At 36.4% G+C, this 26,191-nt stretch carries 36 protein-coding genes; 19 read left to right on the plus strand and 17 right to left on the minus strand.

Annotated elements, in window-relative coordinates; all coding sequences use genetic code 11:
* Positions 1-310 precede the first annotated feature (310 nt).
* The 15 genes from KJA15_03925 to KJA15_03995 form a co-directional block, all read right to left on the minus strand.
* Entirely contained in the window at positions 311-874 is a 564-nt protein-coding gene (locus KJA15_03925) for a hypothetical protein (GenBank protein ID MBZ9572453.1), read from the minus strand.
* A 146-nt stretch (positions 875-1,020) separates the two neighbouring features.
* Positions 1,021-1,332, minus strand: a complete 312-nt coding sequence (locus KJA15_03930) for a hypothetical protein (protein MBZ9572454.1) — start codon at positions 1,330-1,332, stop codon at positions 1,021-1,023.
* 501 nt (positions 1,333-1,833) lie between these two features.
* Positions 1,834-2,121, minus strand: a complete 288-nt coding sequence (locus tag KJA15_03935) for a hypothetical protein (GenBank protein MBZ9572455.1) — start codon at positions 2,119-2,121, stop codon at positions 1,834-1,836.
* Positions 2,122-2,649: 528 nt separating this feature from the next.
* On the minus strand, positions 2,650-3,630 hold the full coding sequence (locus tag KJA15_03940; GenBank protein MBZ9572456.1) for a flippase-like domain-containing protein: 981 nt from the start codon (positions 3,628-3,630) through the stop codon (positions 2,650-2,652).
* A complete protein-coding gene (locus KJA15_03945; protein MBZ9572457.1) occupies positions 3,627-3,854 on the minus strand; it encodes a DUF1858 domain-containing protein in 228 nt (75 codons plus the stop codon). Before KJA15_03945 ends, KJA15_03940 begins: the two co-directional genes overlap by 4 nt.
* Positions 3,855-4,146: 292 nt before the next feature.
* Entirely contained in the window at positions 4,147-5,070 is a 924-nt protein-coding gene (locus tag KJA15_03950; GenBank protein MBZ9572458.1) for a DUF1460 domain-containing protein, read from the minus strand.
* A gap of 115 nt (positions 5,071-5,185) precedes the next feature.
* Positions 5,186-5,728: a hypothetical protein gene (locus tag KJA15_03955; protein ID MBZ9572459.1), complete on the minus strand. Its 543-nt coding sequence runs from the start codon at positions 5,726-5,728 to the stop codon at positions 5,186-5,188.
* On the minus strand, positions 5,728-6,330 hold the full coding sequence (locus tag KJA15_03960; GenBank protein ID MBZ9572460.1) for a hypothetical protein: 603 nt from the start codon (positions 6,328-6,330) through the stop codon (positions 5,728-5,730). Before KJA15_03960 ends, KJA15_03955 begins: the two co-directional genes overlap by 1 nt.
* 17 nt (positions 6,331-6,347) lie before the next feature.
* The gene (locus tag KJA15_03965) at positions 6,348-8,483 is read right to left on the minus strand and encodes a S8 family serine peptidase (protein MBZ9572461.1); all 2,136 of its coding nucleotides are present in this window, start codon (positions 8,481-8,483) and stop codon (positions 6,348-6,350) included.
* A gap of 149 nt (positions 8,484-8,632) precedes the next feature.
* Positions 8,633-9,148, minus strand: coding sequence for a hypothetical protein (locus KJA15_03970; protein ID MBZ9572462.1), 516 nt, complete (start codon positions 9,146-9,148; stop codon positions 8,633-8,635).
* A 114-nt stretch (positions 9,149-9,262) separates the two neighbouring features.
* Positions 9,263-9,547 carry a hypothetical protein gene (locus tag KJA15_03975; protein ID MBZ9572463.1) on the minus strand — a complete coding sequence of 95 codons (285 nt, stop codon included), beginning with the start codon at positions 9,545-9,547 and terminating at the stop codon, positions 9,263-9,265.
* Positions 9,548-9,603: 56 nt separating this feature from the next.
* Positions 9,604-10,575: a mevalonate kinase gene (gene mvk / locus KJA15_03980; GenBank protein MBZ9572464.1), complete on the minus strand. Its 972-nt coding sequence runs from the start codon at positions 10,573-10,575 to the stop codon at positions 9,604-9,606.
* 2 nt (positions 10,576-10,577) lie between these two features.
* Positions 10,578-11,561: a diphosphomevalonate decarboxylase gene (gene mvaD / locus KJA15_03985; protein MBZ9572465.1), complete on the minus strand. Its 984-nt coding sequence runs from the start codon at positions 11,559-11,561 to the stop codon at positions 10,578-10,580.
* Positions 11,558-12,574, minus strand: coding sequence for a mevalonate kinase (gene mvk / locus KJA15_03990; GenBank protein MBZ9572466.1), 1,017 nt, complete (start codon positions 12,572-12,574; stop codon positions 11,558-11,560). The genes mvaD and mvk (KJA15_03990) overlap by 4 nt, the downstream gene beginning before the upstream one ends.
* Positions 12,571-13,326, minus strand: coding sequence for a DUF72 domain-containing protein (locus tag KJA15_03995; GenBank protein ID MBZ9572467.1), 756 nt, complete (start codon positions 13,324-13,326; stop codon positions 12,571-12,573). The genes mvk (KJA15_03990) and KJA15_03995 overlap by 4 nt, the downstream gene beginning before the upstream one ends.
* A gap of 84 nt (positions 13,327-13,410) precedes the next feature.
* Between KJA15_03995 and KJA15_04000 the strand changes: the two genes are divergently transcribed.
* The 16 genes from KJA15_04000 to KJA15_04075 all read left to right on the plus strand — a co-directional run bounded on the left by KJA15_04000 (position 13,411) and on the right by KJA15_04075 (position 23,554).
* The gene (locus tag KJA15_04000) at positions 13,411-13,617 is read left to right on the plus strand and encodes a hypothetical protein (protein MBZ9572468.1); all 207 of its coding nucleotides are present in this window, start codon (positions 13,411-13,413) and stop codon (positions 13,615-13,617) included.
* The gene (locus KJA15_04005; protein MBZ9572469.1) at positions 13,614-14,180 is read left to right on the plus strand and encodes a PH domain-containing protein; all 567 of its coding nucleotides are present in this window, start codon (positions 13,614-13,616) and stop codon (positions 14,178-14,180) included. Before KJA15_04000 ends, KJA15_04005 begins: the two co-directional genes overlap by 4 nt.
* Positions 14,181-14,182: 2 nt before the next feature.
* A complete protein-coding gene (locus KJA15_04010; protein MBZ9572470.1) occupies positions 14,183-14,509 on the plus strand; it encodes a hypothetical protein in 327 nt (108 codons plus the stop codon).
* Positions 14,491-15,099, plus strand: coding sequence for an MBL fold metallo-hydrolase (locus KJA15_04015; GenBank protein MBZ9572471.1), 609 nt, complete (start codon positions 14,491-14,493; stop codon positions 15,097-15,099). Before KJA15_04010 ends, KJA15_04015 begins: the two co-directional genes overlap by 19 nt.
* A gap of 61 nt (positions 15,100-15,160) precedes the next feature.
* The gene (locus KJA15_04020) at positions 15,161-16,213 is read left to right on the plus strand and encodes a hypothetical protein (protein ID MBZ9572472.1); all 1,053 of its coding nucleotides are present in this window, start codon (positions 15,161-15,163) and stop codon (positions 16,211-16,213) included.
* Positions 16,214-16,461: 248 nt separating this feature from the next.
* Positions 16,462-16,794, plus strand: a complete 333-nt coding sequence (locus tag KJA15_04025) for a hypothetical protein (GenBank protein MBZ9572473.1) — start codon at positions 16,462-16,464, stop codon at positions 16,792-16,794.
* Positions 16,791-17,078 (plus strand): acylphosphatase, encoded by a 288-nt coding sequence (locus KJA15_04030; protein ID MBZ9572474.1) that lies wholly within the window; start codon positions 16,791-16,793, stop codon positions 17,076-17,078. The genes KJA15_04025 and KJA15_04030 overlap by 4 nt, the downstream gene beginning before the upstream one ends.
* On the plus strand, positions 17,068-17,352 hold the full coding sequence (locus KJA15_04035) for a GIY-YIG nuclease family protein (GenBank protein ID MBZ9572475.1): 285 nt from the start codon (positions 17,068-17,070) through the stop codon (positions 17,350-17,352). Before KJA15_04030 ends, KJA15_04035 begins: the two co-directional genes overlap by 11 nt.
* Positions 17,353-17,416: 64 nt before the next feature.
* On the plus strand, positions 17,417-17,623 hold the full coding sequence (locus tag KJA15_04040; GenBank protein ID MBZ9572476.1) for a hypothetical protein: 207 nt from the start codon (positions 17,417-17,419) through the stop codon (positions 17,621-17,623).
* Between the two features lie 5 nt (positions 17,624-17,628).
* The gene (locus tag KJA15_04045) at positions 17,629-18,234 is read left to right on the plus strand and encodes a HEAT repeat domain-containing protein (protein MBZ9572477.1); all 606 of its coding nucleotides are present in this window, start codon (positions 17,629-17,631) and stop codon (positions 18,232-18,234) included.
* A gap of 5 nt (positions 18,235-18,239) precedes the next feature.
* Complete coding sequence (locus KJA15_04050; protein ID MBZ9572478.1) at positions 18,240-19,592, plus strand: BACON domain-containing protein; 1,353 nt, start codon at positions 18,240-18,242, stop codon at positions 19,590-19,592.
* Between the two features lie 25 nt (positions 19,593-19,617).
* Positions 19,618-19,923 (plus strand): hypothetical protein, encoded by a 306-nt coding sequence (locus tag KJA15_04055; GenBank protein ID MBZ9572479.1) that lies wholly within the window; start codon positions 19,618-19,620, stop codon positions 19,921-19,923.
* Between the two features lie 110 nt (positions 19,924-20,033).
* Positions 20,034-20,417 carry a hypothetical protein gene (locus KJA15_04060; protein MBZ9572480.1) on the plus strand — a complete coding sequence of 128 codons (384 nt, stop codon included), beginning with the start codon at positions 20,034-20,036 and terminating at the stop codon, positions 20,415-20,417.
* A 275-nt stretch (positions 20,418-20,692) separates the two neighbouring features.
* Positions 20,693-21,982 carry an adenylosuccinate lyase gene (locus KJA15_04065; protein ID MBZ9572481.1) on the plus strand — a complete coding sequence of 430 codons (1,290 nt, stop codon included), beginning with the start codon at positions 20,693-20,695 and terminating at the stop codon, positions 21,980-21,982.
* Positions 21,983-22,064: 82 nt separating this feature from the next.
* A complete protein-coding gene (locus KJA15_04070; protein ID MBZ9572482.1) occupies positions 22,065-22,436 on the plus strand; it encodes a nucleotide pyrophosphohydrolase in 372 nt (123 codons plus the stop codon).
* Entirely contained in the window at positions 22,433-23,554 is a 1,122-nt protein-coding gene (locus KJA15_04075; GenBank protein ID MBZ9572483.1) for a hypothetical protein, read from the plus strand. Before KJA15_04070 ends, KJA15_04075 begins: the two co-directional genes overlap by 4 nt.
* A gap of 81 nt (positions 23,555-23,635) precedes the next feature.
* Here KJA15_04075 and KJA15_04080 read toward each other — a convergent pair whose 3' ends face one another.
* Positions 23,636-24,370, minus strand: a complete 735-nt coding sequence (locus KJA15_04080) for a hypothetical protein (protein MBZ9572484.1) — start codon at positions 24,368-24,370, stop codon at positions 23,636-23,638.
* A complete protein-coding gene (locus KJA15_04085; protein ID MBZ9572485.1) occupies positions 24,328-24,768 on the minus strand; it encodes a hypothetical protein in 441 nt (146 codons plus the stop codon). Before KJA15_04085 ends, KJA15_04080 begins: the two co-directional genes overlap by 43 nt.
* Before the next feature lie 113 nt (positions 24,769-24,881).
* On the opposite strand from KJA15_04085, the gene KJA15_04090 reads away from it, so the two are divergent.
* The 3 genes from KJA15_04090 to KJA15_04100 all read left to right on the plus strand — a co-directional run bounded on the left by KJA15_04090 (position 24,882) and on the right by KJA15_04100 (position 26,171).
* Positions 24,882-25,169 carry an ATP-binding protein gene (locus KJA15_04090; GenBank protein MBZ9572486.1) on the plus strand — a complete coding sequence of 96 codons (288 nt, stop codon included), beginning with the start codon at positions 24,882-24,884 and terminating at the stop codon, positions 25,167-25,169.
* A gap of 93 nt (positions 25,170-25,262) precedes the next feature.
* Positions 25,263-25,532: a thermonuclease family protein gene (locus tag KJA15_04095; GenBank protein MBZ9572487.1), complete on the plus strand. Its 270-nt coding sequence runs from the start codon at positions 25,263-25,265 to the stop codon at positions 25,530-25,532.
* Positions 25,533-25,568: 36 nt separating this feature from the next.
* Positions 25,569-26,171, plus strand: a complete 603-nt coding sequence (locus tag KJA15_04100) for a polysaccharide deacetylase family protein (protein ID MBZ9572488.1) — start codon at positions 25,569-25,571, stop codon at positions 26,169-26,171.
* Positions 26,172-26,191 lie beyond the last annotated feature (20 nt).

The following is a 26,191-nucleotide window of genomic DNA, read 5'->3' on the forward strand; positions in this document are numbered from 1 at the left end:
ATTGGCGGAATAATATATATGATTATTTTTGCCGTGTCTACGATGTATATAGCGGCACGACTATTTAATACAGATAAAGTATTAACAGCGAGATTCTCATTAAAAAGACTAAAAAGAAAGTAAGAAAGAAACAATTTCAGCAATCAATAAATTCAAAAAACACCCAAATCAATGGGTGTTTTTAAATGCAACTTGGTCTAGTGGACGCGTTCAGAACTGTGGATTGGAGGAAAATAAGGGAAGAATTGGAGATTTTCAGGATTAGGGTGCCTGTGGTTGAACGATGTTAGAACCTGTTTGGTAGAATTAATTACTCTGAAATACTGAAAGTAGAAAGCATTGCATCGTAAACCTCTACTTCGTAAATCTTATCTGCTTCAGGACAACAAAAGCCTCCAGTGGTAAAACTAAATACAAAGATTTTTTTATTGTGCCCAACAAAGGCATTACTTCCGAATCTGCCCATACCCCCAAATCGAAAATCGACAATGATTCCTTCTTTTCCACCTATTAATTTTTTTTCTCTTCTTTCTATTTCAACTCCTTCCACCTCTTTATCTACAAATTCAGAAAGAGTTAACCCTTCTGAATCTTCTATACTTAGAGAAGTTCGACTTACCATGAAGCCTTCGGTGCTTTCATGTATATCACACCACCGTTCACATCCCGAAGGAATTGGCGGATATTTAAATTCAAACCCATATTCCTCATTCCTATAAGTTTTCCAGTTGGCAGTTTCGGGAGTTTCAACAAAAGGAATTTCTGATTTTTTCCATCGACAGCAATATAAAATTCCACCGCCAACTATAACAGCTAAAACCACTACAATCAAAATATATTTCCAATTAGTTTTACCTTGAGTTAGAAAAGGCATATTATTTTATTATACCCCACCCGCTCGCAAAACAAAAACCCCGAGAAAAACTCTCGGGGAGGCGGGCGGAAATAAAAAAGAGGGAAGATTTTAACCCCTCTTATGAAGTATGAGTTTTATTCTGCTTTTTTGTTTATTTAAAAGACCTACCTTGTATCGGAATAGACTTCTCCAGATTCATACCACCCAAGCCCTAGAAGATCACCGGCGATCTCAAAGAAGTCTGCCTTTGCACCATGTTCTTCAGGTGGGACTTTGTCAGAAACGAGTAGGCTCTTAGGGAGACCAGATGTTTTTACAGAACTGACGAAAACCTCATGTCCTTTAGCCTTTAATTCTTGAATTAGTCTTTGTCCTGCTTCGGGAAGATTCAGTTTGGGCAGCTCTTCGGGGCTTATCTCTTCCATTCTTTCTGAGTCTAGGTTAAATACCTGAAAAATTTTTGGTATATCTTCCACCTCCTATTTTTACTGCTTGTATGATATATTTTAATTTAAGATTTGTCAAGCGGCGGCGAACAAAACCCCGAGAAAAACTCTCAGGGCGGGCGGAAATAAAAAAGCCAGATTTAGAAAACCTGGCATAGAGGAGCTTAAATAGTATTGTTATTGTGGAATTCGGACCTACATGGTCTTTCTCTGTGCTTTCTCTGACTTCTCTCTCCAAGGATAACAAGAATACTTAAGAATGTCGCACCGAGTATAGCTCCAAGGATAACCCCGATTAGACCGAAAAAAAATCCTATACCATACCCACCAGCTGCACCTATAGCTCCTACTAAGAGACGCAACCTAATTTCTCTCATTTTTAATGTACTACTCCTTTACTTTATTTAAATAAAATTTTTAAAAAAAATCAAACTCCCGAGAAAAACTCTCGGGGCGGGCGGAAATAAAAAAGAGACAAAAAAAATGGGAATTTTGTCTCTATGATATGAATGGAGCTTCTTGTTTATCTCGTTATTCGCTGCTTTGATGACGGTGGTCTCCCAAAAGGTATTCCATTTTCCCGCATAGCATGCATAATTCTCTGTGGACTCTACACCACGGACATCCTAAGGTAAGAACTTGTCTTTTGTAGTCTCTGCTCCCAATCTCCATGGCTGGAAAACCACATTCGTCACATTTCCGAGGAACAGTATCGTGTATGCGATGATGTCCTCCTTTCTGTGTTGTTATCCATAGTCCTTCTTTAATATATTCTATCGTAATTTCCCTACCTCGGGCATCTTTAAATATCTTTTCCAAAGAACTGACCTCCTTATTCAGAAACTATCAAATTTGAGACAATTTGTCAAAGCGGCCCTCAAGGCGGGGCGGCGGAAATAAAAAAGAGACAAAAAATGGGATTTTGTCTCTATGAGAGTTAAAGAACTATAATGCATCAGTAGCGATGCCCAGGTAGGCTTTTGGTAGGAGTATACGACCGATTTGACCAGCGGAGATTCTTGTCTTCTATTTCAGTGACCCTTCCTAATCTTTTGCCACAAAATGGGCAAAATTTAATTTCTCTACTAAAAGGAATGGGTGTACTTTCTACCTTTTCTGGGAAATTTGCTGGACAAACAAATGTTTTTCCCTGTCTAAATGTTCGGTGGTTTCTGTCCTTTTCCAATTCTTTATGCCAAGCTGGAGGAATAGTGACTGCTTTTAACAACCTATTTCACCTCTTTTTCTACCTCTATAAGGTATATTATCAACCTCCCTTAAAAAAATCAAGCCCTGGGAATAGGAGGGGCAAGTCGGGAATTTTAAAAGTATATTCTCTATTGAATTTTATAGATTTTGGTTTTTGAATAGAGTTTTTTCTAATAATTTTAAACCTAGGCGAAATAGAATAAAAACTCCTACTATTGCAAAAATTAAATCAGCTCCCCTGATAATCATAGTAAAAGCCATTCCAGCACTCGTTCCTAATCCTAGAGCACCAAAAGCAAATACTTGAGCCATCTCATGAATTCCAAGAGCAGTGGGAATAGGAATCATCACTGCCAAATAAGAAAAACCAAGAATGGATAATGTTGGTAAAAAGCCAATATTCTTTCCTAAAAAACCAATCAAGACCCAGGTTCTCAAGAGCATAATTATTGCTCTTAAGAAAGAAAGGCCAAAGACCCTCCACATGTGTTTCTCTTTTATCTTAAAAAAACTGAAAATTTCTTTTTCAATTTCTAAAGGTTGATTATTTTGGCTCCCTCTTATGAAAAATCTTACCATACTTTCTCGTTTAAAACTCTTAAAGTAAAAAAAGATAAGGGCAGCAGTAAAAATTAAAAATACACTGCCAAGGATTACCCCTAATCTTCCCGGAGGAAAGCCAATAGTAAGCAAAAAAAACAAAAAGCCAAAAAAAACAACCACCAAATTGGCAGTCCATTCTAAGACCCGGTCTATAATGACAGAGGCCATTCCTTTTGGCCAGGGAACCTTATTTTTCTCTTTTAAAACATATCCCCGGAGAATCTCGCCTCCCAAAATCATTATTGGAAAAAGATACATAATAGAGAAACTTGCCAAATAAAGCCCGGGAAGATCTTTAAAAGAAATTTTAGCACCTACTCCTTTTAAAATCTCTTTCCATTTCCAGGTTGCTACCAAGATTATTAATAAAGTAAGGCCTAAAATCATTATCCCCTGCCAACCGCTAAAAACTAAAATTACTCTTTTTATTTCCTCCCAGCCGACAAATTTGATAACAAAAACGAAAAGAGATATTCCAATTAAAAGGGGAACTAAAAATAAAAAAATTTTTTTCATTTATGTATATTTTTCGTTTGATGGGTGGCGGGCGGGGCTGTGGGAGCTTTTTTTATTGCCTTATTTAAATCCTCAAGAAATTTCTTCAGGTCAAGCCGGTGGGCTTTGGCTGCTTCTTCAATTGTCTCACCTTGAGCAATCGAACAACCAACACAATGAAGTCCATAGTCTATAAATAAAAAGACAACTCTTGGGTACTTCTTAATAACCTCTCCAATTGTCATTTCTTTGGTGATTTTTGATTTTTTCATAAAAAATTAGAAAGGGGTCGGGAAAACTGGGTGTTTTCTCGTAGCGGAAAGATTAAAACCGATGGGTTTTAAGGAGCGGTGTTAGCGCGCTTGCCTTCGGCAAGCGTCGCGTGCCGCGACCTTTCATGATCTTTCTATTATAGCAAAACCCCGCCCTTAAACAAAAGAGCGGGGCAAAATCAGAAGATTTTGTTAAATAAAAAATTTATGCTTAGTTTCTACTACGGTCTGGGAGTTTCAAATATTTCTATTTTATCCCAAAAAACTACTTTATCTCAAATAAGATTATGCTATCGAATCGAGGCTCCTTCCCATTTTCACCAAAATAATATTCAAAGAAATCTACAGCCATCACTCCTCCTTGTGCTGAAGTTGCATGAAAAAGAGACTGGTTATCAAATAAAAATCCTTCATGTCTCACATCCAACCCAATATTTTCATCTCCTTCTTTAATAAAGGCAACACTAATAGTTTTGGGCAAGCTACTTAGCAACTCCCTGGTAATGTATTTATTAGGAATATGTTTTATAATCACCTCTTTCTCCCAATTAATATCTATTAAGCGCTTGCCATTTGCTTTAACTTTATTTAAAACCACTCTCTTCTCTTTTACTCTGCTTGAGCCGGCAATTTGCTCGGTAATATCTTCAAAATATGGCGAAGCCATATTACGGTCAGTGGTAAAATGAAGCCGATTCTCAAAAGTTATCTCTTTGTCTGGTCGATAGTTTAAAAACTTCATCATTTCTTTAGCCCCTTCTAAATCTTGAGCATGAAGTAAGGCTGCATTGGTTAAAATAAAGACAGTACAGTCTGTTACATCCAATCTAAAGATTGGGTCTTTGTCTTTACCCGACTCTTCGCCCAAACACCCTAATTGATAAGGCGTGCCCAGGCGCAAAATCGCCAAAGCCTTTAATCTTTCGTCTTTATTGGGAAATTGTTTCTGAAGTTCTTTTAGAATTAAATTAATCTCTGGAGGAGATAACTGATATAGTCTCTTTTGGTTATTAACCCATTGCCAATTAGATTCCTCATAATTTTTCTTTTCCTCTTGCCTTGTCTCTTCTTGGGTTATTTCTTCTGGGACTTTGCCTCTTTTTTCTATTTGCTCTGGCTGATATAAGACTATTATTGCTGAAACAATGACAAAAGAAATTATAGTTATTATCAATAAAGATTTTTTCATTCTTAATTTAGAGTATCATAAAAACAAAATCCCCCAAAAATTAGTTAGGGGGTTAATGAGGTTTTTAACTGATTTTTGAACTACAATTTTATTTTAAATAAGTTATTCCGTCAAATTAAAACCTAAACCATTTCTGGAAAAAATCGAAAAGATTTTGAAGCCATTTTCGGGGTTGGAATCCTTCTAAAGACTCCTTTACTTGAACCTTAGTGCTATCTTCAGCAAAAATTTCATCTTCTCCCAACTCTCCGGAACCTAATACTGTTATAATATAACCGCCTATTTCTTCTCCTCTTACTGGCCAGGAAGTCTTTTTTTCTCTTTTGCCCGGAATTACTCCTATCTTTTTGATCGGATCTTTTCTAAGAAGAGTTAATCCCGAGGGAAGAAAAATTTCACCTTTTGCGTTTTCAATTTTTTCTTCTCCTTGGTTAATTATCTTAGCTGTTACTTTAAAAACTTTATTTACTTCCACCTCCGATGGGCAAGAAATATCAACAGACAAAGGATTAATAGTAACCCAAGCTCTAATCATATTCCAAAAAGAGGCCTGGGCAAAATAAGTTTCTTTCTTATCTATTATTCCAGAGAAAAAAATAGCAGTAAAAATAAAAACTGCTAAAAGAAAAGTAGAAATTTTTTTAAAATAATTTGGCATTACTTTTTTCTAATTGCGATTTTAAAAGCAAAGTGTTTCCTAAATATGACAATAATTACAGCTGTTATCACTATCGCTAAAACCACATAAGTCCAGGGGGCATACATTGTAAAGAAAGAAGATACTCTCCAAATTATTGCCTGCCAGATGTTAGCTGGAACTACTGTAAAATAAGTTTTAGTTGCAGCTGCCACCCCAATAGTGGTGCCCGGTCCTGCTTTGATAATTGGATGAGCCTCCAAATAGGCAAAGTAATCTCCAGGCTTTGTTTTAACCGGTAAAGTCAACTTTATTGCCACGCTCTGAGATTGGCCAGGTTCCAAATAAAATGAAGAAGGAACAAAACTAAACCATTCCTGAGCTGGTCTTAATTGAGGTTGATCTTGATGATAGGTAACTTCTAATTCATATTCTCCTGGTTCATCTCCAGTGTTAATTACTCCAATACTGGGGAAATTATAAATTCCGCCTGGTTTTAAAGGCTCATCAACCTTTATTTTCCCAAGATTTACTCCAACGCCAACGCCAGCTAAAGCAGCTGAAGTAATAAGGGATATTGTTATTAATGCAATTATTATTAATGATAAAGTTATTTTTTTCATGTTTTTGTGTTTTTAAATTAAGGCGCCGTAGCCACAATAGTTACTGTTGAACCATATTCATTAGAAGAAGCAGTAGAGGTTGGCATGGTTAATTGTAAATAAAGATTTCGAGTCTCTGTCTGGGGAACATTACTGTCTAAGGGATAAAGAGTATTAGCTATCTCAAAAATATTCCAGACACTCCCATCTTTAGAATACTTCCAAACTACCTGATTGTCACCATTGGTTGTTCCAAAAGACCAGCAATTTCCATTATCACAAAAAACAGTACTTTTAATATCTAAATCAACCGGTCCAGCATCAACTCTCACAGTTTGAACATCATTTGTTCCAGAAGGAGTGGTATCGATGGTGGAATCCAAAGGAACAATTTCAAAAGGTGTAGTTCCGTCGGTAGTTAAACTAATACTGACCACCGCTGTACCGGCTGATTGATCAAAGAAGTAATCACCACTTCCAGCATAAGAATAAACTTTTAATTTATAAGTTCCGGTGCTGCTGGGTTGATAACCAACTGTCTCTTGCCTAGTAATGCTAATTGATTCAGCTAACTTTGTTGTTCCGTCAGTATCGTAAAGGGCGAGATCAAAATCTGGATTTGAACTCGAGACCCAATTAGGCATGATTAAAGTAACAGCAATGGGATAGGAGGTATCACTAACATTAATATTATACCAATCGGCATCGCCGGTGCCGGTTAAACTACCTGTTAAATATTGATGCTCAGGGGTAGCGATATTAGTCCCTGAATATCCTCCAGCACTTTTAATTGCTTCGTAGCCATCCAAACGACCAGCCCCATAATCGATATCTGCTCCGGCTGGGCCCCAATCTAAGGCAGTATTTTTAATTTTTGTTTTAATATCGGCTGGAGTAAGAGCCGAATCAGCATGAAGCATCAATCCTGCCAAACCCGCAATAAAAGGAGAAGACATACTGGTTCCACTATATTCAATATATCCGTTAGTGGTGCCGGCCTGAGCTGCCATGATAAAAACACCAGGGGCAGAAATATCTGGCTTTATTCTTTCATCGGCTGTTGGACCTCGTGAAGAAAAACAGATTTGATAAAATCCGTAACCCGGGGCATCTCCACAGCCAAAAGAGCCTGGATTTCCTGGTTCAACATCAGCCATTGCCCCAACTGTAATAGCCTTTTCTGCCGCAGATGGTGAACCAATAGTATATTTTTTTGGTCCCTCATTGCCAGCAGAAATCACAGCTACTATTCCGGCATCAACTGCTTGATTCACTAACAGGGAGGTAGAATCAGTACCATCGGAAGACCCGGGTATACCAATGCTCATATTCATTACATTGATGCCGTAAGTATCTTTATTATAAATCACCCATTGGATTCCGGCATCAACATCGGAAGTACTACCCACGCAATCTCTTCCTCTTCTTTTAAGAACTTTTACTCCCACGAGAGCTGCACCAGGAACCACACCCTTATAGGCTGAGTTACCTTCCCCTTCGCCAGTAGCAATGGAAGAAACATGAGTTCCGTGTCCTCCACATCCCTGAACCTGGTCATAGGGTTCGGGTTCTCCGGTAGCGAAATCTTGCCAGCCAATTATTTTTCCTCCGTCTAAATCAACATGATTAGGATCAATACCGCTATCAATTACTGCCACTACAATATCGTCTTTAGAATAACTAGAAGAATCATCCATATTGCCATCTAATCCAAAATCATCTCTGGCTTTTTTTGTTCCAAACCAATAATTAGCTTTGTCTAAAAAGGGGATAACTTCGGCGTCATGTTCAACTTGCTTCACGAAAGGCAAATGAGAAAGGGCAATGATTTGTCCTTTATTCAGGGTGGTGGCAATGCCTGAAATGCTTTTGTATTGATATTTTATGGAGAAACCACCGATTTTTTCTTTAACTTTTTCAAATAAAGGATTAGAAAGAGTTTCTTCAAAAAGAACAATGGTATTAAAAACAGCCTCATCGGGCTGACCTTTTAAAAGTTCTTCTAAATTATCAAAAATCTTATTTTTATCTTTATCTATTATTTTTGGCAGTTCTTTTTTTTCTGCCACAAGCGGTTTTGCTTCTTGAGCTGAGCTTTGAAAAATTTGACTAAGCAAACCAAAAACCACGCTAACAATTAAAACCAATATTAAGATTTTGCTGATCTTAAGCATATTCAAGATTAATCAACCTCGGGTGTTGAATACTTCTTCTTAAATTATAACAAAAACTTGGCACTTTTACCCCACCCGCCTGCGGCGGGCGGGGTAGTTTGCGCTAAATAAAATAGAGTTGACCCCTATTTTTAAGAATGCTTGGGTGATTAGTACGCGGTTGCTAGAACCGTAACGGTAATCGTTTTCAGCACATTGTCAGAAACTGAAGTCGGAGTGCCAATTCTCAAATCGAGATCCTGAGTACCATTGACTGCTACATTGGTCGTAAGAGATGTATAGGTAGTATTGTCTACATTAAATGTAGCCCAAGTCGAGCCGTCAGGAGCAAATTCGTGAGTAAACTCGTCTATCGATCCTGTTGCCACTACTAGATTCCAAGGCGTACCGCCAACTGCATCAGAGCTCTTAACTCCAAGATCGACCGCAACATTGCTGTTGTTAGTCACAACTTGAGTATCATCTAAACCTGATGGTGTCGTGTCTTCACTATCATTAATAGGCAATATTCCATAATCAACCGCGCCATCAAGAAGCGATATCGTAATTAACTCCGCGGTCACCGTAGCAGTAACAGTTTCTGTTCCATCTGCTAACACTCCAACTCCCACGACCATACCAACCAATCCTAAAATACAAATAGTTGCGATAAATTGTTTTGTCATTTTTTACTTTTTAATTAATTGTTAATTATTTCTTCGACCTTTAACTCGTTATTTGACGGGATTTATTTTTACTTGTCACTTGTCGCTTGTCACTTGTTGCTTGTTGCTTGTTGCTCACTTCAGCCAAGGTCTATCTAAATGTCTCTCTAAAATATATTGGTATTTATCAATGCTTTCGCCGGTCATTTCATTAAAAAGCGGGGTCCCTCCAATATAAACTGTGTCCTTAGGATCCCCGTATTGATTTAAATTATTTTCTAAAATCCAGGCTTCAATTTGCTGTTTTTCTTCAAGAGAAATTTCACCCTCCCCTTGTTCTTTTCTTTCCTTCAAAACAACAAATCCTATTATCGCAATCAAGACTACTAAACTTAAAGCGATTATTACCTTCTTCGTCATCCCTTATTATAGTACATACTCTTAAAACTTTGTCAAATCCCCTACATTGTTCTGTCCTAACCCCTTCTGTATTCTGTCCTAACTCCTTCGGCCGGAATTTTAACATCGATAACCTTCCCTCCTACTTTTTCTATCGCCTTTTTTACATTAGGCCAATTTTCTTTAGGAGCTATAGCAAACATACAATCTCCACCACCAGCCCCTGATAATTTAGCCCCATAAGCCCCGGAATTTAAAGAAGCTGTTATTAAATTTTCTAACTCCTCAGAACTTATTCCTAATTCTCTCAATAAATTTTGGTTTAAGTTCATTAATTCTCCCACCTTTTTCCAATTTTGTTTTTCTATTTCAATCCTTGCTAAATTAACTATTTTTCCAATCTCATCAAAAATTTTGTTGATTCTTTCAGGTTTCTCTAATAATTTTTTATAAACCATTTTTACCAAAGTAGAGGTATCTACTTTAATCCCTGTATAACCAATGATTATTGGGAGTTCTTTGATTTTAATTTGTTCAATAATTTTTCCGGCCGTAACAAAAAATAGAACCCCTCCTTGTATTGCAGCTGCCACATCGAATCCTGAGCCTACTTTCTGAATATCCAAAACTGTCTTGTAAGATAAATCAAATAATTCTTTATCATCCATTTTGATTTCAAACAATTTGGCCAATCCCTTTATTGTCGAAACTGTAACAGCTGAAGAACTACCTAAACCAAATTTACTTGAAAATTCACTCTTAGTCTCAATCTCTAAACCGCTTTTTATTTTGTATTTCTCAAAAAAATTTAAAATTGCAGTTAAAACAAACTTAATTTTTTTAGGATGAGACTTTGCTAAATCATCTATCGAGATAATATAATCTCTAAAATTTATATCCGGCGCATTCAAAATAATTTTATTATCATCCCTTTTTTCCAATGAAACACTTATCCTGTGATCTACCGAAGTAACAATGCAAGGCCTGTTATGGACAACAGCATGCTCACCAAATAGCATCAATTTTCCTGGGGCAGAAACTTTAATCATACTTAAAACAAATGTTCATTTGTTATTTTGGCATCTCCTCCTGGTTTATTATGAATAACTTGAATAACACTTGGCATTTGCTTTAATTTGTTTTCAATTTTTAAAGCATATTCAGGCAGGGTAATCAAATGGACATTTGGCCCAGCATCAACAGTACAATAAACCTGAATACCTTTTTTTCTCCAGAAACTTACCTCTTGAATTATTCTAAAGGTATCGGGTGACCAATATAATAAAGGCGGCCTGGTGGTCGTCATTATTGTATGAAGTAAAAAGTTTTCAAATTCAATTATTTCCCCTATTTTCTCAAAGTTCTTTTCAGTCAGGCCTTCTTTTATCTGTTTTATATTTGGTGTAGCGATTTTGACAAAGTCATCATAAAGCGGGCAGGTTTTCAGGCTAGCGGCCATTCCAACTCGGGAAGAAACCTTTTTCTCTTCTGATTTAACAATGGCGATAATGTCCCTTATATCCCAGTAATTCTCATCATAGAGTTGGTAAGCAAAGGATTCTTCGCTTTTTTCACCAGCAATCCACTCAACAAAACCTCCTTTTATTGACCTACAAGATGAACCACTTCCCTGTCTGGAAAAAACTGAAAGTTCCTGGTCATTTAATCCCAAACCCAAAGCCACACAACTAGCCACTGTTAAGGCAGCAAATCCTGAAGCCGAAGAGGCTAAACCCGCCCCTTTTGGGAAATTATTCTTTGAGATAACTGTAGCCTTGAGGGAAACACCGGTATATCTTCTGAGGTTATCCAAATGTCTAATAACTTTTTCCAATAGCTTCCCTACTTGTGCTTCTTCGTTTATGAAAAGCGTATCTTTTTCATAATCTTTAGAGAATTCAACCGTTGTCTGAGTATTTAAAGCATTAACAGTCATTGATAAACTATTCCTAGTTGGGATGAATAATTTTGGATTAGCCTTCCCCCAGTATTTAACAAAAGCGATATTTGAATTGGCAATTGCGGTTGCTTTCATGAAATTAATTTTACACCTTCAACTCCAATTTTGCTCTGAAAAGATTTAAAGCCATTTCCTTCAAATTTTTTCATTAAACTAATTATTCTGTTTTGATTTTTTGCTAAAACCAAACAGCAGCCACCACCCCAGCTTCCGGTCGGCTTAGCCCCTAAAGCCTTGTTTTTCAGGGCAATGTCAATTATTTGCTCTAATTTTGGAGTTGAGATATCAAGTTTTTTTAACTCCTGGTAATATTTAAACATTAAATTTCCTAAATTTTCAAAATTTTGAAGATTTAAGGCCTTTAAGGCCTCCTCAGAAATATTATCCAGAGAATCTAAAATAGAATTTATAAATTCAGGATTTTCTTTTTTCTGTTTTCTTACATAAGAAACTGTCTCCCCTGTTCTTACTTCTTCTCCACTATCAACAATTAGCAAAGGAATTTTAAAATTAACTTTTAGAAGTTCAATACCTTTTGATTTTTTATATTTTAGATAACCACCATAAGTAACTATACTATTGTCTATACCAGAAGGAGTTCCACCATGAGCTATTAAGTCTCCCTGATAGGCGAAATCAGAAACTTCTTTTTTTAAAAGGTCTTTTCCTAAAAGTTTTGAAACCCCTAAAGCAATAGCAGAAAAGACAGCTGAGCTTGAACCTAGGTTTTTGGGGATTTCTGATTCAATTTTGAGCTTTAACCCTCTGAAGCCATATTTTTTCAGAACATTGGCGATGACAAAGAAACTAGGAGCTAATCTATCTCTTCTAAAAATTTCTTTTATTTCATCAAATCTATCTTTATTTTTCAAATTATTAATCGTCTCAAAGAAATCGAACAACTCCTTTTCTCTTAAAGATTTACTTAAATTAAAATCTTTTGCCTCAATAAAAATACTATTCTCATTAGCAAAAAAAACTTTTACAAAGCATCTTTTATCAACACTACAGGCAATTCCCAGTTTATCATAAACAACAGCATGTTCACCAAATAAAATAATCTTACCTGGAGCAGATGTAATTATCATTTTGATAAAGAAAGAAGTGTTTTAGCGTCTTCAATGGCGAAGCCGTGAAAATCATTATTAAAATAAACATAGACATCGCCGGTTTTTAGCCATTTTTTGATTTTTTGAACCAGGTCTTTAAGTTCTTTTTTAGTGTATTTTGAGGCAAATAAAACCTTGGAGCCATGGAGGCGAATATAGGCAAAGTCAGTGGTTACAACTTCTTCCTTTGGGTAACGGGGGGAATCGGCAATTACCCAGGCAACTTTGTATTTTTTAAGCAGATTATAAATTTTTTTATCCCGCCAGGATTTATGGCGAAACTCAAAGGCAAAACGTAGGGTATAGGGTATAGGGTGTAGGATCTTAGTAATAAGTTTTAGAAATCTTTCTAATCTTTCTGTATTTTCTGGTGTTGCCTGAAAACTGGGAGGAAATTGAAACAAAATTGGACCCAATTTTTCTTTTAAATTTAAGGCATTTTCAATAAAAACTTTCCAGGCCTCTCTGACATCTTTTAATCTTTTAATATGAGTGATAAACCGACTGGCCTTAATGGCGAAAACAAAGCCTTGAGGAGTCCAAAAATACCAATTTTGATAAGTAGAAGGTCGAGGTAAGCGATAAAAAGAGTAGTTTATTTCAGTGGTTTTAAAATACTCAGAAAAATATTTTAATTTATCTTCTGATGATAATTTTTTGGGGTAAAAAATTCCTTCCCAATGTGAATAGGCCCAGCCTGAAGTTCCAATATATAATTTAGCCTTTTTCATTTTATAGAAATCTAATTTTATTTTACTCTTTTTTACAAATTAAAAAAACTTTATTTTTTATTAGGTTTGAATATAATTAAAATAATGATCCCCTTTATCTTAATTCTATTTTCTTTAGTTGCTGTTTTATTTATGGCTACGATTGGAGTGGTCATTTTCTTTCACTTTAAAAGATTTACCCCTCCAAAGGATCAATTTGCCAAGCGGATTTTGAATATTTTTGAAATAGGAAGCTTATTCATTGTTTTATTAAATATTATTTTGTTAGCCTTAAATATTTTGAAAAAATGATTACTCTTCGGCCAAATGAAAAAATTTATTTAATTAAGCGCCGTCATCGGCTTGTTTTAATGAAAGAACTTTTTCCCGAACTCTTAATTTTCTCTGTAATGATTATCTCGATGATTATTCTTTTTCTTTCCCCTTTTCCTTCTTGGCCAAGTTGGCTGATAAAATTTCTCCCCTTTCTTTTAGGATTTGAAGTCCGCTATCTTTCATTATTTTTTCTGTCTCTTGTACTTTTAGTGCTTTGGTCAATTATCTTTTTAGTTATCACCAACTATTATCTTGACTGCTGGATTGTTACCAATGAAAGAACTATCCATACCGAACTCAGGGGGCTTTTTAGTCGGGTTCTCTCCAGTGTTAATCATAATCGGATTCAGGATATTACCGTAGACGTCCATGGATTTTTCCCAACCTTGCTTCGTTTTGGCGATTTACATATTCAAACAGCCGGCGAATTCCGGGAATTTGTCTTTCGCCAAATTCCCGACCCCTATAAGGCAAAAGATGTTATTTTTAAGGCCCAAAAAGAATTCCGGAGAAAGATGAAAGAAAGCAAAGTTCCCTAAAAATGTTTCTAAAAATACCTATTGATAAAATTCAGTGGACAAAGCATGTTCAGGAGAAAATGAAATTTTATAAATTGAGCAAGAGCCGGTTAAGACGTTTGCTCTTAAATCCGAAAAGGATAGAAAAAGGTATTGTCCCAAGAACCATTGCCATTATGCAGCCTACCGGATCAAAGAAAAGACCAACCGAAATTTGGCTGATGTATCAAAAAGTCGGAAAGAAAATTAGAATTATCACTGCCTGGCGCTATCCTGGGATTAGCCCTATTAGAGAGGAAATTCCTATCCCAGAAGATATTCTCAAAGATTTATGGAAATTAAAAATTTAGTAGTCGGCCCTCTTTTAACAAATTGTTATATTTTGAGCGAAAGCGAAAAATATCCCCAGAGACATATATTAATTTCAAAAAAGGAGGCGGCAGTTATTGATCCGGGCGGAGGGGCAAAAAAGATTTTAAAGGAAATTGAAAATGAGGAAACGAAACTAAAGTATATCATCTTAACTCACACCCATTTGGATCATAGTTTTGCTACTTCTGAGATAAAAGAAAAAACCGGAGCTGAAGTCCTAATTCATGAGGCCGAGAAAGACCTTAAGAATTTAGCCGATAAATTTTTAAAAGAGGGAGAAGAAATAAAAATAGGGGACATTATTTTAAAAGTTATTCATACTCCCGGCCACACCAAAGGGAGTATTTGTTTATTAGGACTCCAACCCACCCGCCACCCTCCCGCTTCGCGGGCCCCTAACTTTATTTTCACCGGTGATACTCTCTTTAAAAATGGGTATGGACGGACAGATCTTCCTAGTGGCTCTTCAAAAGACCTTAAAGAATCTCTCCAAAAATTATCAAAATTTTTAAAGCCAGGAATGAAAATTTATCCTGGCCATGGTGAAATTTTTGAATATAAAATTTGACTTTCGAGAATTAAAATATATATTGAAAATAGTTCATTAATATTAAGGGGTGAATTAGGTGGTGAAAAAAAAGAATATCTGGGTTTTTCTCGACAATGAAGGTCCTTGTACGCTCAACGATAATGCCCAGGAAAACACGGTAGCATTAGCAAAGCACTGTGGCCTTGGAGAACAAATTGGTACTGATTTCTATAAGAGACTCAGCGTAATTGATGACATCTGGGGAGATTTCCACAAGATAGCCAAAGATCCTAGCTATTCCTCTGGTCACACTCTCAAAGTCATTTTACCTTTCTATAAAGCGATGGGTGCAACATCTCAGTGGCTTTACAGCTTTGCTAAGAAGAATATTCGGGTGGTGCCTCATATTGGTGAGGTGTTGGCAATTCTGAATAACAGGTACAATGTCTGGCAAGTTTCGACTAGCTACGAGTTCTTTATCTGGGCGTTCTGCGACTTGGTCGGTTTCAATTTTAATAGAGTTCACTGTACCTTTGTGGAAAGATTCAATGGGATACCCATCACGAAAGAGGAATCAGAAATACTTCTCGATTTTATGAAAGAAGTCGCCCAAATGCCTATCATCGAATACGACAAGGAAACGGGTGAAGTAATCTCGGAACACAAAACTTACTACGAGCGTTTCACCAATTTTATTTGGGAAACCGTATACAATATGCCGATCGGGAAACTGCTCCGGATCGTCCATCCTGTTGGCCAGACACAAAAGCGCGAAGCCATGGTTAAAATCCTTCAGAAATTCAATGCGTCCAAAGAAAAAGTGTTCTATGTGGGTGATAGCCAGACCGATGTTCAATGCGTCCAGTATCTCAAAGGAGCCGGAATCACCATGATGTTCAATGGCAAAGGTAAAGTATGCAACAATTCTGATATTATGTACATTGGTGAAAATGCCAGAGCAATTGGGGAAGTAGTTGATCTATTTGCCGAGCATGGCAGGCGAGCTGTGATTAAGTATTATACACCACCTCGTGAGGCAAAATATGGAGGATTACTCGCCGCTGTTACGCCTAAGAACATCGCTGAACTCAAGGAGATAAGTGTTAAGAAACGGAAAGAGTTTCGAGGAGTTCACATCGGTGAACTAACCTAAAAAGGATTAATCCCGGCACCCAAGGCGCCGGTTTTTTTATCTTGTGGAAACCCCTTAGAAATGCTAAATTGAAGTAAAGGATATGAAGAAGTCGCGGCACGACTCGCTCACTCTATTCGCTCGTCTAACACCGCTCCTTAAAACCCATCGGTTTTAATCTTTCCGCTACGGGACTCCACCCACCCGCCACCCTCCCGCTTCGCGGGCCCCTACACCCGGTTTTCCCGACCCCTTTCTAATTTTTTTCTATGAAAAAAATAACTTTCGATGAAGAATTGTATAAAGACAGGTCAATCAGTAATCTAATTCTTTTTGGTATCTACTCAGTAACCGAAAAAAAAGAAAAATGTACATTTGGAAGGCTGGTCAGAGAGTGTTTTACTCTATTTCCAAAAGTCTTTATTTTTCCTAAATATTCAAAGTGGCCGGATTCTCGTAAATTAGACCGACCGCTCCGAACTCTTAGAAAAGGAAAACTGATTGCCGGCAATCCAAAAACCTCTTTTTCTCTAACAAAACTTGGAAAGAAAGCAGCCGCAGATACTGCTAAATCCTTTAGGCAGAAGAAATTAAAATTATGAATGAAAAAGCCAGGGCCCATATTCTTGTTTCGGGTAAAGTTCAAGGAGTTTTCTTTCGGGAAAACACTCGCCAAAAAGCTGAGAAATTGGGAGTTTCAGGCTGGGTCAAGAATTTAACTGACAGAAGAGTTGAGGCAGTTTTTGAGGGAGAAAAAGAGAAAGTAGAGGGAATGGTTGAATGGGCAAAAAAAGGTCCAATCTGGGCTAAGGTTAATGACATTAATGTTGAATGGGAAGAATATCAGGGAGAATTTGAAAATTTCACAATTAGATATGCCCCGTAGAGGAATTTCGAATTGGCATTATGTTTATGTACTTCTGAGTGAAAAAGACAATGATTTTTATATTGGCTACACTCAAAATTTAGAGAAGAGATTAAAAGAACATAATGCCAAAAAGAGTTTTTCGACAAGACCTAGGCTACCATTAAAATTGATCTATGCAGAAGCGTGCCTTAATGAAGATGATGCAAAACGAAGAGAAAATTATCTCAAAACTTCCCAAGGTCAAAGGTTTCTAAAGTTAAGACTTCGTAAATTTCTGAAGAATTTATTTTAATCATTCGAAATTCTCCTACGGGGTATGGTTGAAATTTACACTTTAGGTACTTCTAATCGTTCATATGTCAAAAATTTCCAAAAAAAGAAGACAGTTTAAAATCAAAAGGGGAAAGAAAAAGAGGAAAAAGATAAGAAAATTAAAAGAAAAATATTTTACTACCCAATCAAAGGAAGGAAAAGGGAAAATTATCGAAAAAATGAGAAAAATTTCTCCTCATTCACCAATTGAGGAGACCTTGAGCGTTAAAAAAGAAAATAAGGTGGAGTAAAATCTATGAGGAAATCTAATAAACTAATGAGATTAATTATTATTCTAATAATAGTTGGGGGGATTATTTGGTGGTGGGCTTATAAAAGACCCAAAGAGGCAATAAAAAGCCAAATCAATTCAGTGATTGCCGGTTTTGATTTTAATAATCCTCAAAGTTTTTATTCTGTTTCTGAAATTAGTGAAATAGGAAAAGAGGCCATTCCTATTTTACAAGAAATGATAAATAGTGACTCTATTTCTGAACGCTGGGCCGCCATTATTTCTCTGCCAGGAATATTAAGAGATAATGAAGATTTAAAAGATACTATTATCCCTAGTTTAAAACAAAGAATAGATGATGAAGACGATACTCTAAAGATGTTAGTTGGGGCCCAACTTGTTTCATTTGGTGAAAAAGAGGGCATTCCAGTTTTAATTTCTTGTCTTGGCTCAGAAGAAATTACTCATTTTGGCGCACCACCGGAATTAGTTAAAGAGCGTTCTCTTTTGTATTTACAAAATTATACTGATTTTGATGGGAAAACTATTCAAGAATGGCAACAGTTTTGGGAAAATAATAAGAACCAGTTTTCCTGGAATGAAAACAAAGAAATTTTTGAGGTTGAATAAAAATTATGAAAAAAAATAAGATATTAGCCTTAATTTTTCTTCTGGCTTTAGGGGTAGGATTAATTTTTCATCCTAATCAAACCCGAGCTAAAACTGCAGTTACTATTGAGGGTTGCGACATAACAATCACTGTTTATCTGGCCTTTGCTTTTTTGGATGATGTTTCCTGGATGAATGCCCAACAATTAGTTGATATTTGGGTTGACGGTATGCTTAAAATCTGGAATGAGCCAGATTTTACTTATGGTTTTTGCGAATGCCCGGTCCATTTTGAGGTAGTAGTTGAAATATTGCCCAAAGGAAAAGATTGTTTTGATGCTCAAAAAGACCTTCCTGATTACCATTGCATGCATGTTGTTAATCAACCGGTTAACCAAAGGGGGAACGTAGCTGACGCTACTATTGCCTCTTCGCAATATCCAAATAGTTATGGGGAATGGGCCACTACCACTACCGGATTAAATGCCGCTCATGAGGTAGGCCATATGATGGGTCTGGGTGAAGAATACACCCGAGATACTAATGGAGATTGGAAACCCAACCAGGGAAAAGAAAAGAGTATAATGGCGAAAACCTGGGGCGAAGTAAAAGCATTACAAGAACATATTGATGATATAGTTGGTAATGCTGGTGTTGATTGTCCTATGCCAGAATGTTGCTGTGGAAATGGCGAACACGAAAGTTTTATCGGTGAAGAATGTGATTATAAGGCCAGTCCAACTGGTTGCCCAGAGGGACAGGTTTGTGATTCTACCTGTCATTGCAAGGCCCCGCCTCAAGTAACCCCAATTTGCGGTGATGGTTATATAACCCCGCCAAAAGAAGAATGTGACCCAAAAGCCAAACCCATTGGCTGTAAGCCAGATGAGGAATGTATTGGTTGTAAATGTAAAAAGCCAGATGAGGTTATTCCGCCAGATGAAACGCCAACAACTCCAGTTTGCGGTGACGGCTATATTACCCCACCTGAACAATGCGACCCCCTGGCTTCCCCTATTGGATGTGAAGAAGGCGTGGAATGTATAACTTGTCAGTGCCTGATAACTGAAACGTCCTTAATTTCCGTAACTCCTGATTTATTAGATTTTGGAATAGGGGTGGCAGAAAGCTCCTTTGTAATTGAGAATACAGGAGGAGAAACTCTTTCATGGGAAATAACTGATGATTTACCAGAATGGTTAAGTGCCCTTCCTATGGCAGGGGAAACTTTGGCCGGAAAAGAAACAACAGTTTTGGTCAATATAGATAGGACAGTAATGGAGCCCGGGCTCTACGATTATAAAATATCAATAACCTCCGGTGGGGGAGAAAAGGTCATCTCTATAATAGTGCCGGTCGAGGGGGAAGGGGGATTATAAAACATTTTAAAAATTTAAAAAAACTATGAGATTTCTAAAAAAGACCTATTCAACGATTGTTTACATAATCAGCAGATTACTTATCTTGGTTGAATTCTTTTTGTTTTTAAGATTGGTGTTGAAATTTTTAAATGCCAACCCAAAAGCCCTGGTTGTTGGTCTTATTTATAGATGGTCAGATATTCTTGTTTCACCTTTTAATTTTATTTTTCCTGATGTTTATTGGCCAAGAGGCAGGCTGATTGATACTGCAACTCTTTCAGCTATGATAGGTTATGCTATTTTAGTCTTTATTATCTTCCAAATATTGCAGTTGATTTTTAAAGAGTAATCCTAAACCCATTATTTTAAAAAGCGAAGCCATTAAGGTTTCGCTTTTTTATTGACAAGTTTTGAAATAATTGATAATTTACATTATACAATTCAAAAGGGGTTGATTGTGTGAAAGAAGAAAAAGAATTCCTAGAAGCAATAAAAAAGGCAAGAAAAGATTTCAGAGACGCAAGGGAACTGTTCCACAAATTATTGCCCGTGCCCTGGATGGAATTCCTAAAATATTGTGCCACCGAAATCCCGAAAGAGAAATTTCAAGAACTTGTCCAAGAATCTAAAATTGGCTTGGCTGAAGCACGAGAAGAAACGATAAAAATTTGGAACAAAAACCTTGAAAGCATCTTCTCATTAATAAAAAAACAGTTTCAGAAATCCATTACACCAAGTGAAATTGAAACACGGGTTTCGGCCCTCATTGACCTGCTGAAAGATGCGGCACTCTTTGTTACCGAAGAATTGAGAGCTATTGATACAATGGAAGCAGGGCTTTAGAAAATAACGAAAAAGTAAAATAAAGCTCTTTAACAGAATAACCGTAAAAAACCAAAAAGGGGGTCTCACCACCCTTTTTTTATTTTGATTTGAATTTTTCGGGACGACTTGAAAAACATCCGAAAATCGGTAAACTCAAGTGCAGGAGGATTAGTTCATTGAAAAGAGAAAAAAACGAAGAAGGAAACTATATGCTCCCTGGTAATCCGCGCTACCAACCTGCATCAATGATCCCCTATTTCGGACATGACAATATTGTAAAAACATGGATTGAAGTGGAATTAGTTCTGTTAGATACGTTATGGGAATTAGGTGTAATTCCAGACGAAGAACATGCTTTGTTGACGCCTGAAGTTCGGGAGAGAATCAAAGAAATTACTATGACAGAAGTCGATAAACGAGAGAAAGAAGAAACCAAACATGATGTCCGGGCACTCGTCCAACTCATTCAAGAAACCATCCCCCGACCCTTTCAATTACGAAGATGGGTCCATTTGGCAGCAACAAGTTTTGACATCCGAGATACAGGTTCTATCTTGGCTTTCAAGCGCGCTTTCCTTGAAGTAACACTTCCTACTATTGATAAATTGATTGCAATACTGGCAGATAAAGTGGAAGAATACGCTGAGGTTCGGCAAATTGGCCGGACACACGGTCAACACGCCCTACCCATCACTGTCGGATTCTGGTTGGCAACTATTCTTGGTCGTTTATTGAACTGCCGAGCAAGATTACTGATTACTTGTTCTGATTTGCGAGGAAAATTCAGCGGAGCAGTTGGAGCCTACAATGCTCAAATCGGTCTCTTAGACGAAAGCATTGAAGAGTTCGTTTTAGACAAACTCGGTCTCCTGCCAGCAGAGATTAGCACCCAGATTCTTCCGCCGGAACTCTTGGCCGATTTTCTCCACGCCCATGTTTTGTTAAGCGCGTGTCTTGCTCAACTTGGCAGAGATTGCAGACATCTTCAGAGAAGCGAAATCCAAGAAATAAGAGAGAAATTCGAAGAAGAACAAGTAGGTTCTTCAACTATGCCTCATAAAAGAAATCCGATTTCTTTCGAGAATACAGAAGGAATGTTCATTAATGTTAAAAACGAATATGGTAAAGTCTTAGATACGTTGATTTCAGAACACCAGCGCGATTTGGTAGGAAGTAGTCCCTCGCGAGAATTCGCAGGCATTATTGTGTTTGTCCAATATCAACTTGAGCGAATGGTAAAAGTCATCTCAAAAATGGAGATTGACGAAAAAGCGATAAAGCAGAACTTCAATCAAAACGCCCACCTGATATTAGCAGAACCCTTATATCTCGCTCTTCAAATGGCAGGATATAAAGGAGACGCTCACCACCTTGTAAACAAAACGCTCGTTCCTAAAGCAACACCAGAAAAACCCTTAATTTCAGTTTTAGAAGAGCTGGCAAAAGAAGATCCTGAGCTGAAGGAGGTAGTTAATCGCATTCCAGAAAAGATTTGGTCACTTCTTTACAGACCAGAAGATTACATCGGACTAGCAGTCGAGAAATCCCACGCCATAGCTATGAAAGCCAGAAGTATCAAGTAAATACTCTCAACCCCACTTTTTTAAGTGGGTTTTTTATTGATTTGAATTTTTTGGGAAATAAGGCCATAGTGAAGGTGGAAATATGAATGAAGATAAAAATACTACAATTCAAGAATTGAAAGATTTATTAAGAGAATTTCGAGATAAACGAGACTGGAAACAGTTTCATAATCTCAAGGATCTCGCTGAAGCTATTTCAATTGAAGCTGGGGAGCTTCAAGAGTTGTTTCTATGGAAAAATAAAGAACAGATTGCTAAAAAATTAAAAGAAGATGAAGAATTTAGAAAAGAAATTGGAGAAGAATTCGCAGATATAGTGATTTTCTGCCTTAATTTCGCCAACGCCAGCGACATAGATATTTCAGCAATTGTAAAGAAAAAGGCCGCAGAAAATGACAAGAAATACTCCGTCGAAAAAGCCAAGGGCACTGCGACTAAATATAATAAATTATGAAGAAAGAACGTAAAATATTTTTTGTTGTAGTTAGCGGAGGGCACGATACCGATCGTCATTATCACGATACGATAAAGAATAAAAGAACTATAGAGGAGGCAGCTAAATTTTTGTCGCCTGAAGAAACGGAAGAACTTCGGGATTATTTTCATGAACAGCCGTATATTGTTTGGGGAGCTGTGCCTGGTGAAGACAATATACGGAATTGGGAAATAATGGATACGGGTGATTACGTTATGATTTATAGAGAAGGAAGAATAATTTTAACGGCCGAAGTGGCAATGAAGGTACGCAGTCCTGGGTTAGCTAAATATTTTTGGAGAACAGATAAAAAGGGTCAAACTTGGGAATATATTTATTTTTTAATCAACGAAAAAGAAGTAAATCTTAAACAATCCGAAATAAACAAATACATTGGTTATAAAGAAATTTATTTCCCTAGGGGTTTTGGTCCAGTTGAACAAAAAAAAGTAAATAAACTACTTTCTCTGTACGGAGATTTAATTTCATTTCTTCAAGTGATAGAAAAAGGTAAGAGGCCCGAAAAAATTGAAGTTAAAAAGAAAGAAAAATTCGAGGAAATTCTTGAAGAAAAAGTCGAAAAAGCGCCAACAGCACATGATGAAATGCAATGGCGTTTAATTCGTCTAGGGAAAAAGTCACATTTTGATGTATGGGTTCCTAAGAAAGATCAGAATATAGAATATGAAGGAGAAAAATTTCGTGATTTAGTTATTCCAGATTTCCACGAAACTATTGATGTTCCATCTTTTATCAAAAATATTGATACAGTCTGGAAACTAGGTTTTTCTATTAAATCTGCTTTCGAAATAGAGCACTCTACCCAGATTTACTCGGGTCTCTTACGACTTTCGGATCTCAGAGCACTAGCGCCAAATTCAAATTATCCACTTTTTATTATCGCGAAAAGAGATAAAAAAAATAGAGTTTTTAGACAACTCAAAAGACCTACATTTTCTAATGATTATCTTAAACTTAATGAAGTTGTTAAATTTTTATCATATGACATGGTTAGGGAGTTAGACGAAAGTTTAAAAAATGGCCAAGCCGGATTTAATATTGATTGGCTCATTAAAAAAGCTGAGTCATTAGTATAAAAACTCATGAAAGAAAAAAAATTAAGAGAATAAAAAGCCCATCGCTGGGCAATTTTTATTTCTTTTGAATCTATTATTTACTCATTCTAATATTTCAATTTTACACTCACTACCCTCGGCACAATCATAATAAAGAAGTATATTGTCTATAGTTGCGGGTTTCAAAGAAGAAATAAATACATCAAACCTAATCAATGAATTATCTTTGAAAAATTCAAACCAGTTAACAGTCAGTGGAGTTTTGCTTTCAGAATAAGGAATAGTCGCTAAATAGGATACATTATTAATAGCATACAGTAAGCGAGTGATTGTGTTTGGGGGAATTTTTAAACTTTGGGGGCGGAAAAGGTGTCCGCCTGTATAATTGAACTTAACATATAGGCTTTCGTATTGAGTGAGGGGTTTACTATTGACCGATACTTCCGCATAAAGATATATTCTGGAAAACCTACCTTTTGATTCAAGGTTTTTTGTGTAACCAATAATATTCTCTTTTTTTCCTTCAGGAACCCAACTTTCATTTTTTTCAAGTAATACCAATGAAGTTATATCTTTTAAGCCTTCATAATCGGGATATTCTGAGGGAGCGGGAGAAACTTTTCCTGTAGTATGACAAGCATTATCCCACCAATACAAATTACTGCTTTCGCATAATTCTTGTGTATCACATAGCTCTATATTATATTTATCGCATTGAGGAGGTTTCTGTTCCTCAAAGAAGCCTGCTTTCCAGAAAAACAAACCCATCCCCGCTAATAGGATAATAGCTAATATTAAGGTTTCTGCGAATTGAGATACTCTGTTTTGTGAGTCCATATATACTTTATTGAGTTATAATAAATGCCCAATAATGTCAATGAAAAAATGATATGCCAAAACAAAGCTAAATTTCCTAAATAGTCAAATATCTCTCTTTTCTTATGATATAAAAATACTGCTAAGAGAATTTCAACACTACCAGATATCCCAGCCACAAATTCTTTTAAATAACCATAAGGATTTAAAATTATATCAAGAATACAGTGTATAAAAAATACTATAAGTATTAGATATAAAGAATACAGGATTCTTCCCAGCGCAGTATTTTTCTTTCCCAGATACATAAGACACCTTTTGACTGGTAGAACAATGACCGATTTTACCTCCTTAAACATCTTAAAAGAAGTGATTATCCTTATCTTATTATACCAGAACTGTCTTCCTGTGTCACTCAAACTTTTACCCTCACTTTCTATTAAAACAAAACCAAAGAATTCAGCATTGGGGCAATTTTTATTTTAAATCAGCTTGTTTTTTAAGCAAAAAAGTGATAGTTTAAACGTGAAATATGTTATTCACGAAAGAAATCACAAAAATTACCTATCAGGACGTCGTTGAATTTTGTAATCAACGAATTGCTGAAAGTATTAACTTGGATTATAAAAAAGACTTTCCAAGAGATTTAGAGAAAAGCATTTCTGCTTTTGCCAACACCACGGGTGGCTTAATAATTATCGGAGTGGAGGAAGAAGACAGCAAACCAAAATTACCAAAAATTCCGAAAATACCATCAATGAGGCCGATAAAACCAATTGCACCAATTGGTTACAAATATGTTTGGCGCGAACCCAAATAAAAGAGAGCTAAGGTTTAGCTATGCTTTTCTAGAGACCATAGCTGCCTTAGCCCCCACAATTAAATTATAAACTAATTTCAAGAGAATAAAAATATGGCAAAAATTAAAGTTAAAAAAGTAGTTGATGGTGATACTTTTAAGAATACAAGAGATAGATTTTTTCGTTTAGCCAAAGTTAATACCCCAGAAAAAAGGAAACGAGGATATCAGAAAGCAAAAGAAACGCTAAAAAAGTTTATTGAAGGTAAGGAGCTTATTATTAAAGTTGAAGGAACGTCCTATGGAAGAAAAGTTGTGATTGCAAAAATACCAGGTGAAAAAATGACGATTAATACAAAAATGAAAATAAAGGGCTATAAATAGCCAAAATTTAGGCCGAAGTTGAAGGAAATTTAAAATATGGAACTAATTGTATACAATCACGGGAGTAGAGATATTAATAAGATTGCTTTAATGTTTGATGATGGCCCGAATCCTTTTTGGACGAGGGAAATATTAGATGTTTTAGATAAATATGATGTCAAAGCGAATTTTTTCGTTTTGGGTAAATGGGCAGAAAAACACAGAGACATTGTAAAAGAAACATTTGAACGGGGGCATTTAATAGGTAACCATACTTACTCCCACCCGCGAGAAGGGAGTGGAGATTTTGAAAAAGCCGAAGAGATTATTTTTGACATTATAGGCGAGCATACGAGATTTGTAAGGCCGCCATATCTTGCAGTGGAGCTTTGTAAAAATTATCAGCCGGTACTTAAAGGAGAAGCAAGAATTATAAATTGTGATGTTTTCCCTGAAGATTATCATAAGGAAGCAGAGGATATTAAACGAATAATTTATTCGGGAACACAAAACGGATCTATTATTGCTATACACGACGGTAGCCAAAGAGAAGAAGAGCTAGAAAACAGACCGGCGGAGATGTTTAAAGCACTCCCGGAAGTACTAAAAGAGTTAAAAAAGAGATTTGAATTTGTAAGACTAGATGAGCTAACTTTTTAGCCCTCACCTATCTCGTCGGG

The sequence above is a fragment of the Patescibacteria group bacterium genome (assembly GCA_020148145.1).
Taxonomy (GTDB): domain Bacteria; phylum Patescibacteriota; class Minisyncoccia; order Minisyncoccales; family JAHCRE01; genus JAHCRE01.

What these genes read in the sequence shown, in the direction of transcription:
- KJA15_03925 (MBZ9572453.1), bottom strand. Translation starts at nt 874, where the DNA reads ATGCCTTTTCTAACTCAAGGTAAAACTAATTGGAAATATATTTTGATT.
- KJA15_03940 (MBZ9572456.1), bottom strand. Translation starts at nt 3,630, where the DNA reads ATGAAAAAAATTTTTTTATTTTTAGTTCCCCTTTTAATTGGAATATCT.
- KJA15_03945 (MBZ9572457.1), bottom strand. Translation starts at nt 3,854, where the DNA reads ATGACAATTGGAGAGGTTATTAAGAAGTACCCAAGAGTTGTCTTTTTA.
- KJA15_03950 (MBZ9572458.1), bottom strand. Translation starts at nt 5,070, where the DNA reads ATGAAAAAATCTTTATTGATAATAACTATAATTTCTTTTGTCATTGTT.
- KJA15_03955 (MBZ9572459.1), bottom strand. Translation starts at nt 5,728, where the DNA reads ATGCCAAATTATTTTAAAAAAATTTCTACTTTTCTTTTAGCAGTTTTT.
- KJA15_03960 (MBZ9572460.1), bottom strand. Translation starts at nt 6,330, where the DNA reads ATGAAAAAAATAACTTTATCATTAATAATAATTGCATTAATAACAATA.
- KJA15_03965 (MBZ9572461.1), bottom strand. Translation starts at nt 8,483, where the DNA reads ATGCTTAAGATCAGCAAAATCTTAATATTGGTTTTAATTGTTAGCGTG.
- KJA15_03970 (MBZ9572462.1), bottom strand. Translation starts at nt 9,148, where the DNA reads ATGACAAAACAATTTATCGCAACTATTTGTATTTTAGGATTGGTTGGT.
- KJA15_03975 (MBZ9572463.1), bottom strand. Translation starts at nt 9,547, where the DNA reads ATGACGAAGAAGGTAATAATCGCTTTAAGTTTAGTAGTCTTGATTGCG.
- mvk (MBZ9572464.1), bottom strand. Translation starts at nt 10,575, where the DNA reads ATGATTAAAGTTTCTGCCCCAGGAAAATTGATGCTATTTGGTGAGCAT.
- mvaD (MBZ9572465.1), bottom strand. Translation starts at nt 11,561, where the DNA reads ATGAAAGCAACCGCAATTGCCAATTCAAATATCGCTTTTGTTAAATAC.
- mvk (MBZ9572466.1), bottom strand. Translation starts at nt 12,574, where the DNA reads ATGATAATTACATCTGCTCCAGGTAAGATTATTTTATTTGGTGAACAT.
- KJA15_03995 (MBZ9572467.1), bottom strand. Translation starts at nt 13,326, where the DNA reads ATGAAAAAGGCTAAATTATATATTGGAACTTCAGGCTGGGCCTATTCA.
- KJA15_04000 (MBZ9572468.1), top strand. Translation starts at nt 13,411, where the DNA reads ATGATCCCCTTTATCTTAATTCTATTTTCTTTAGTTGCTGTTTTATTT.
- KJA15_04005 (MBZ9572469.1), top strand. Translation starts at nt 13,614, where the DNA reads ATGATTACTCTTCGGCCAAATGAAAAAATTTATTTAATTAAGCGCCGT.
- KJA15_04010 (MBZ9572470.1), top strand. Translation starts at nt 14,183, where the DNA reads ATGTTTCTAAAAATACCTATTGATAAAATTCAGTGGACAAAGCATGTT.
- KJA15_04015 (MBZ9572471.1), top strand. Translation starts at nt 14,491, where the DNA reads ATGGAAATTAAAAATTTAGTAGTCGGCCCTCTTTTAACAAATTGTTAT.
- KJA15_04025 (MBZ9572473.1), top strand. Translation starts at nt 16,462, where the DNA reads ATGAAAAAAATAACTTTCGATGAAGAATTGTATAAAGACAGGTCAATC.
- KJA15_04030 (MBZ9572474.1), top strand. Translation starts at nt 16,791, where the DNA reads ATGAATGAAAAAGCCAGGGCCCATATTCTTGTTTCGGGTAAAGTTCAA.
- KJA15_04035 (MBZ9572475.1), top strand. Translation starts at nt 17,068, where the DNA reads ATGCCCCGTAGAGGAATTTCGAATTGGCATTATGTTTATGTACTTCTG.
- KJA15_04040 (MBZ9572476.1), top strand. Translation starts at nt 17,417, where the DNA reads ATGTCAAAAATTTCCAAAAAAAGAAGACAGTTTAAAATCAAAAGGGGA.
- KJA15_04045 (MBZ9572477.1), top strand. Translation starts at nt 17,629, where the DNA reads ATGAGGAAATCTAATAAACTAATGAGATTAATTATTATTCTAATAATA.
- KJA15_04050 (MBZ9572478.1), top strand. Translation starts at nt 18,240, where the DNA reads ATGAAAAAAAATAAGATATTAGCCTTAATTTTTCTTCTGGCTTTAGGG.
- KJA15_04055 (MBZ9572479.1), top strand. Translation starts at nt 19,618, where the DNA reads ATGAGATTTCTAAAAAAGACCTATTCAACGATTGTTTACATAATCAGC.
- KJA15_04070 (MBZ9572482.1), top strand. Translation starts at nt 22,065, where the DNA reads ATGAATGAAGATAAAAATACTACAATTCAAGAATTGAAAGATTTATTA.
- KJA15_04075 (MBZ9572483.1), top strand. Translation starts at nt 22,433, where the DNA reads ATGAAGAAAGAACGTAAAATATTTTTTGTTGTAGTTAGCGGAGGGCAC.
- KJA15_04080 (MBZ9572484.1), bottom strand. Translation starts at nt 24,370, where the DNA reads ATGGACTCACAAAACAGAGTATCTCAATTCGCAGAAACCTTAATATTA.
- KJA15_04090 (MBZ9572486.1), top strand. Translation starts at nt 24,882, where the DNA reads ATGTTATTCACGAAAGAAATCACAAAAATTACCTATCAGGACGTCGTT.
- KJA15_04095 (MBZ9572487.1), top strand. Translation starts at nt 25,263, where the DNA reads ATGGCAAAAATTAAAGTTAAAAAAGTAGTTGATGGTGATACTTTTAAG.
- KJA15_04100 (MBZ9572488.1), top strand. Translation starts at nt 25,569, where the DNA reads ATGGAACTAATTGTATACAATCACGGGAGTAGAGATATTAATAAGATT.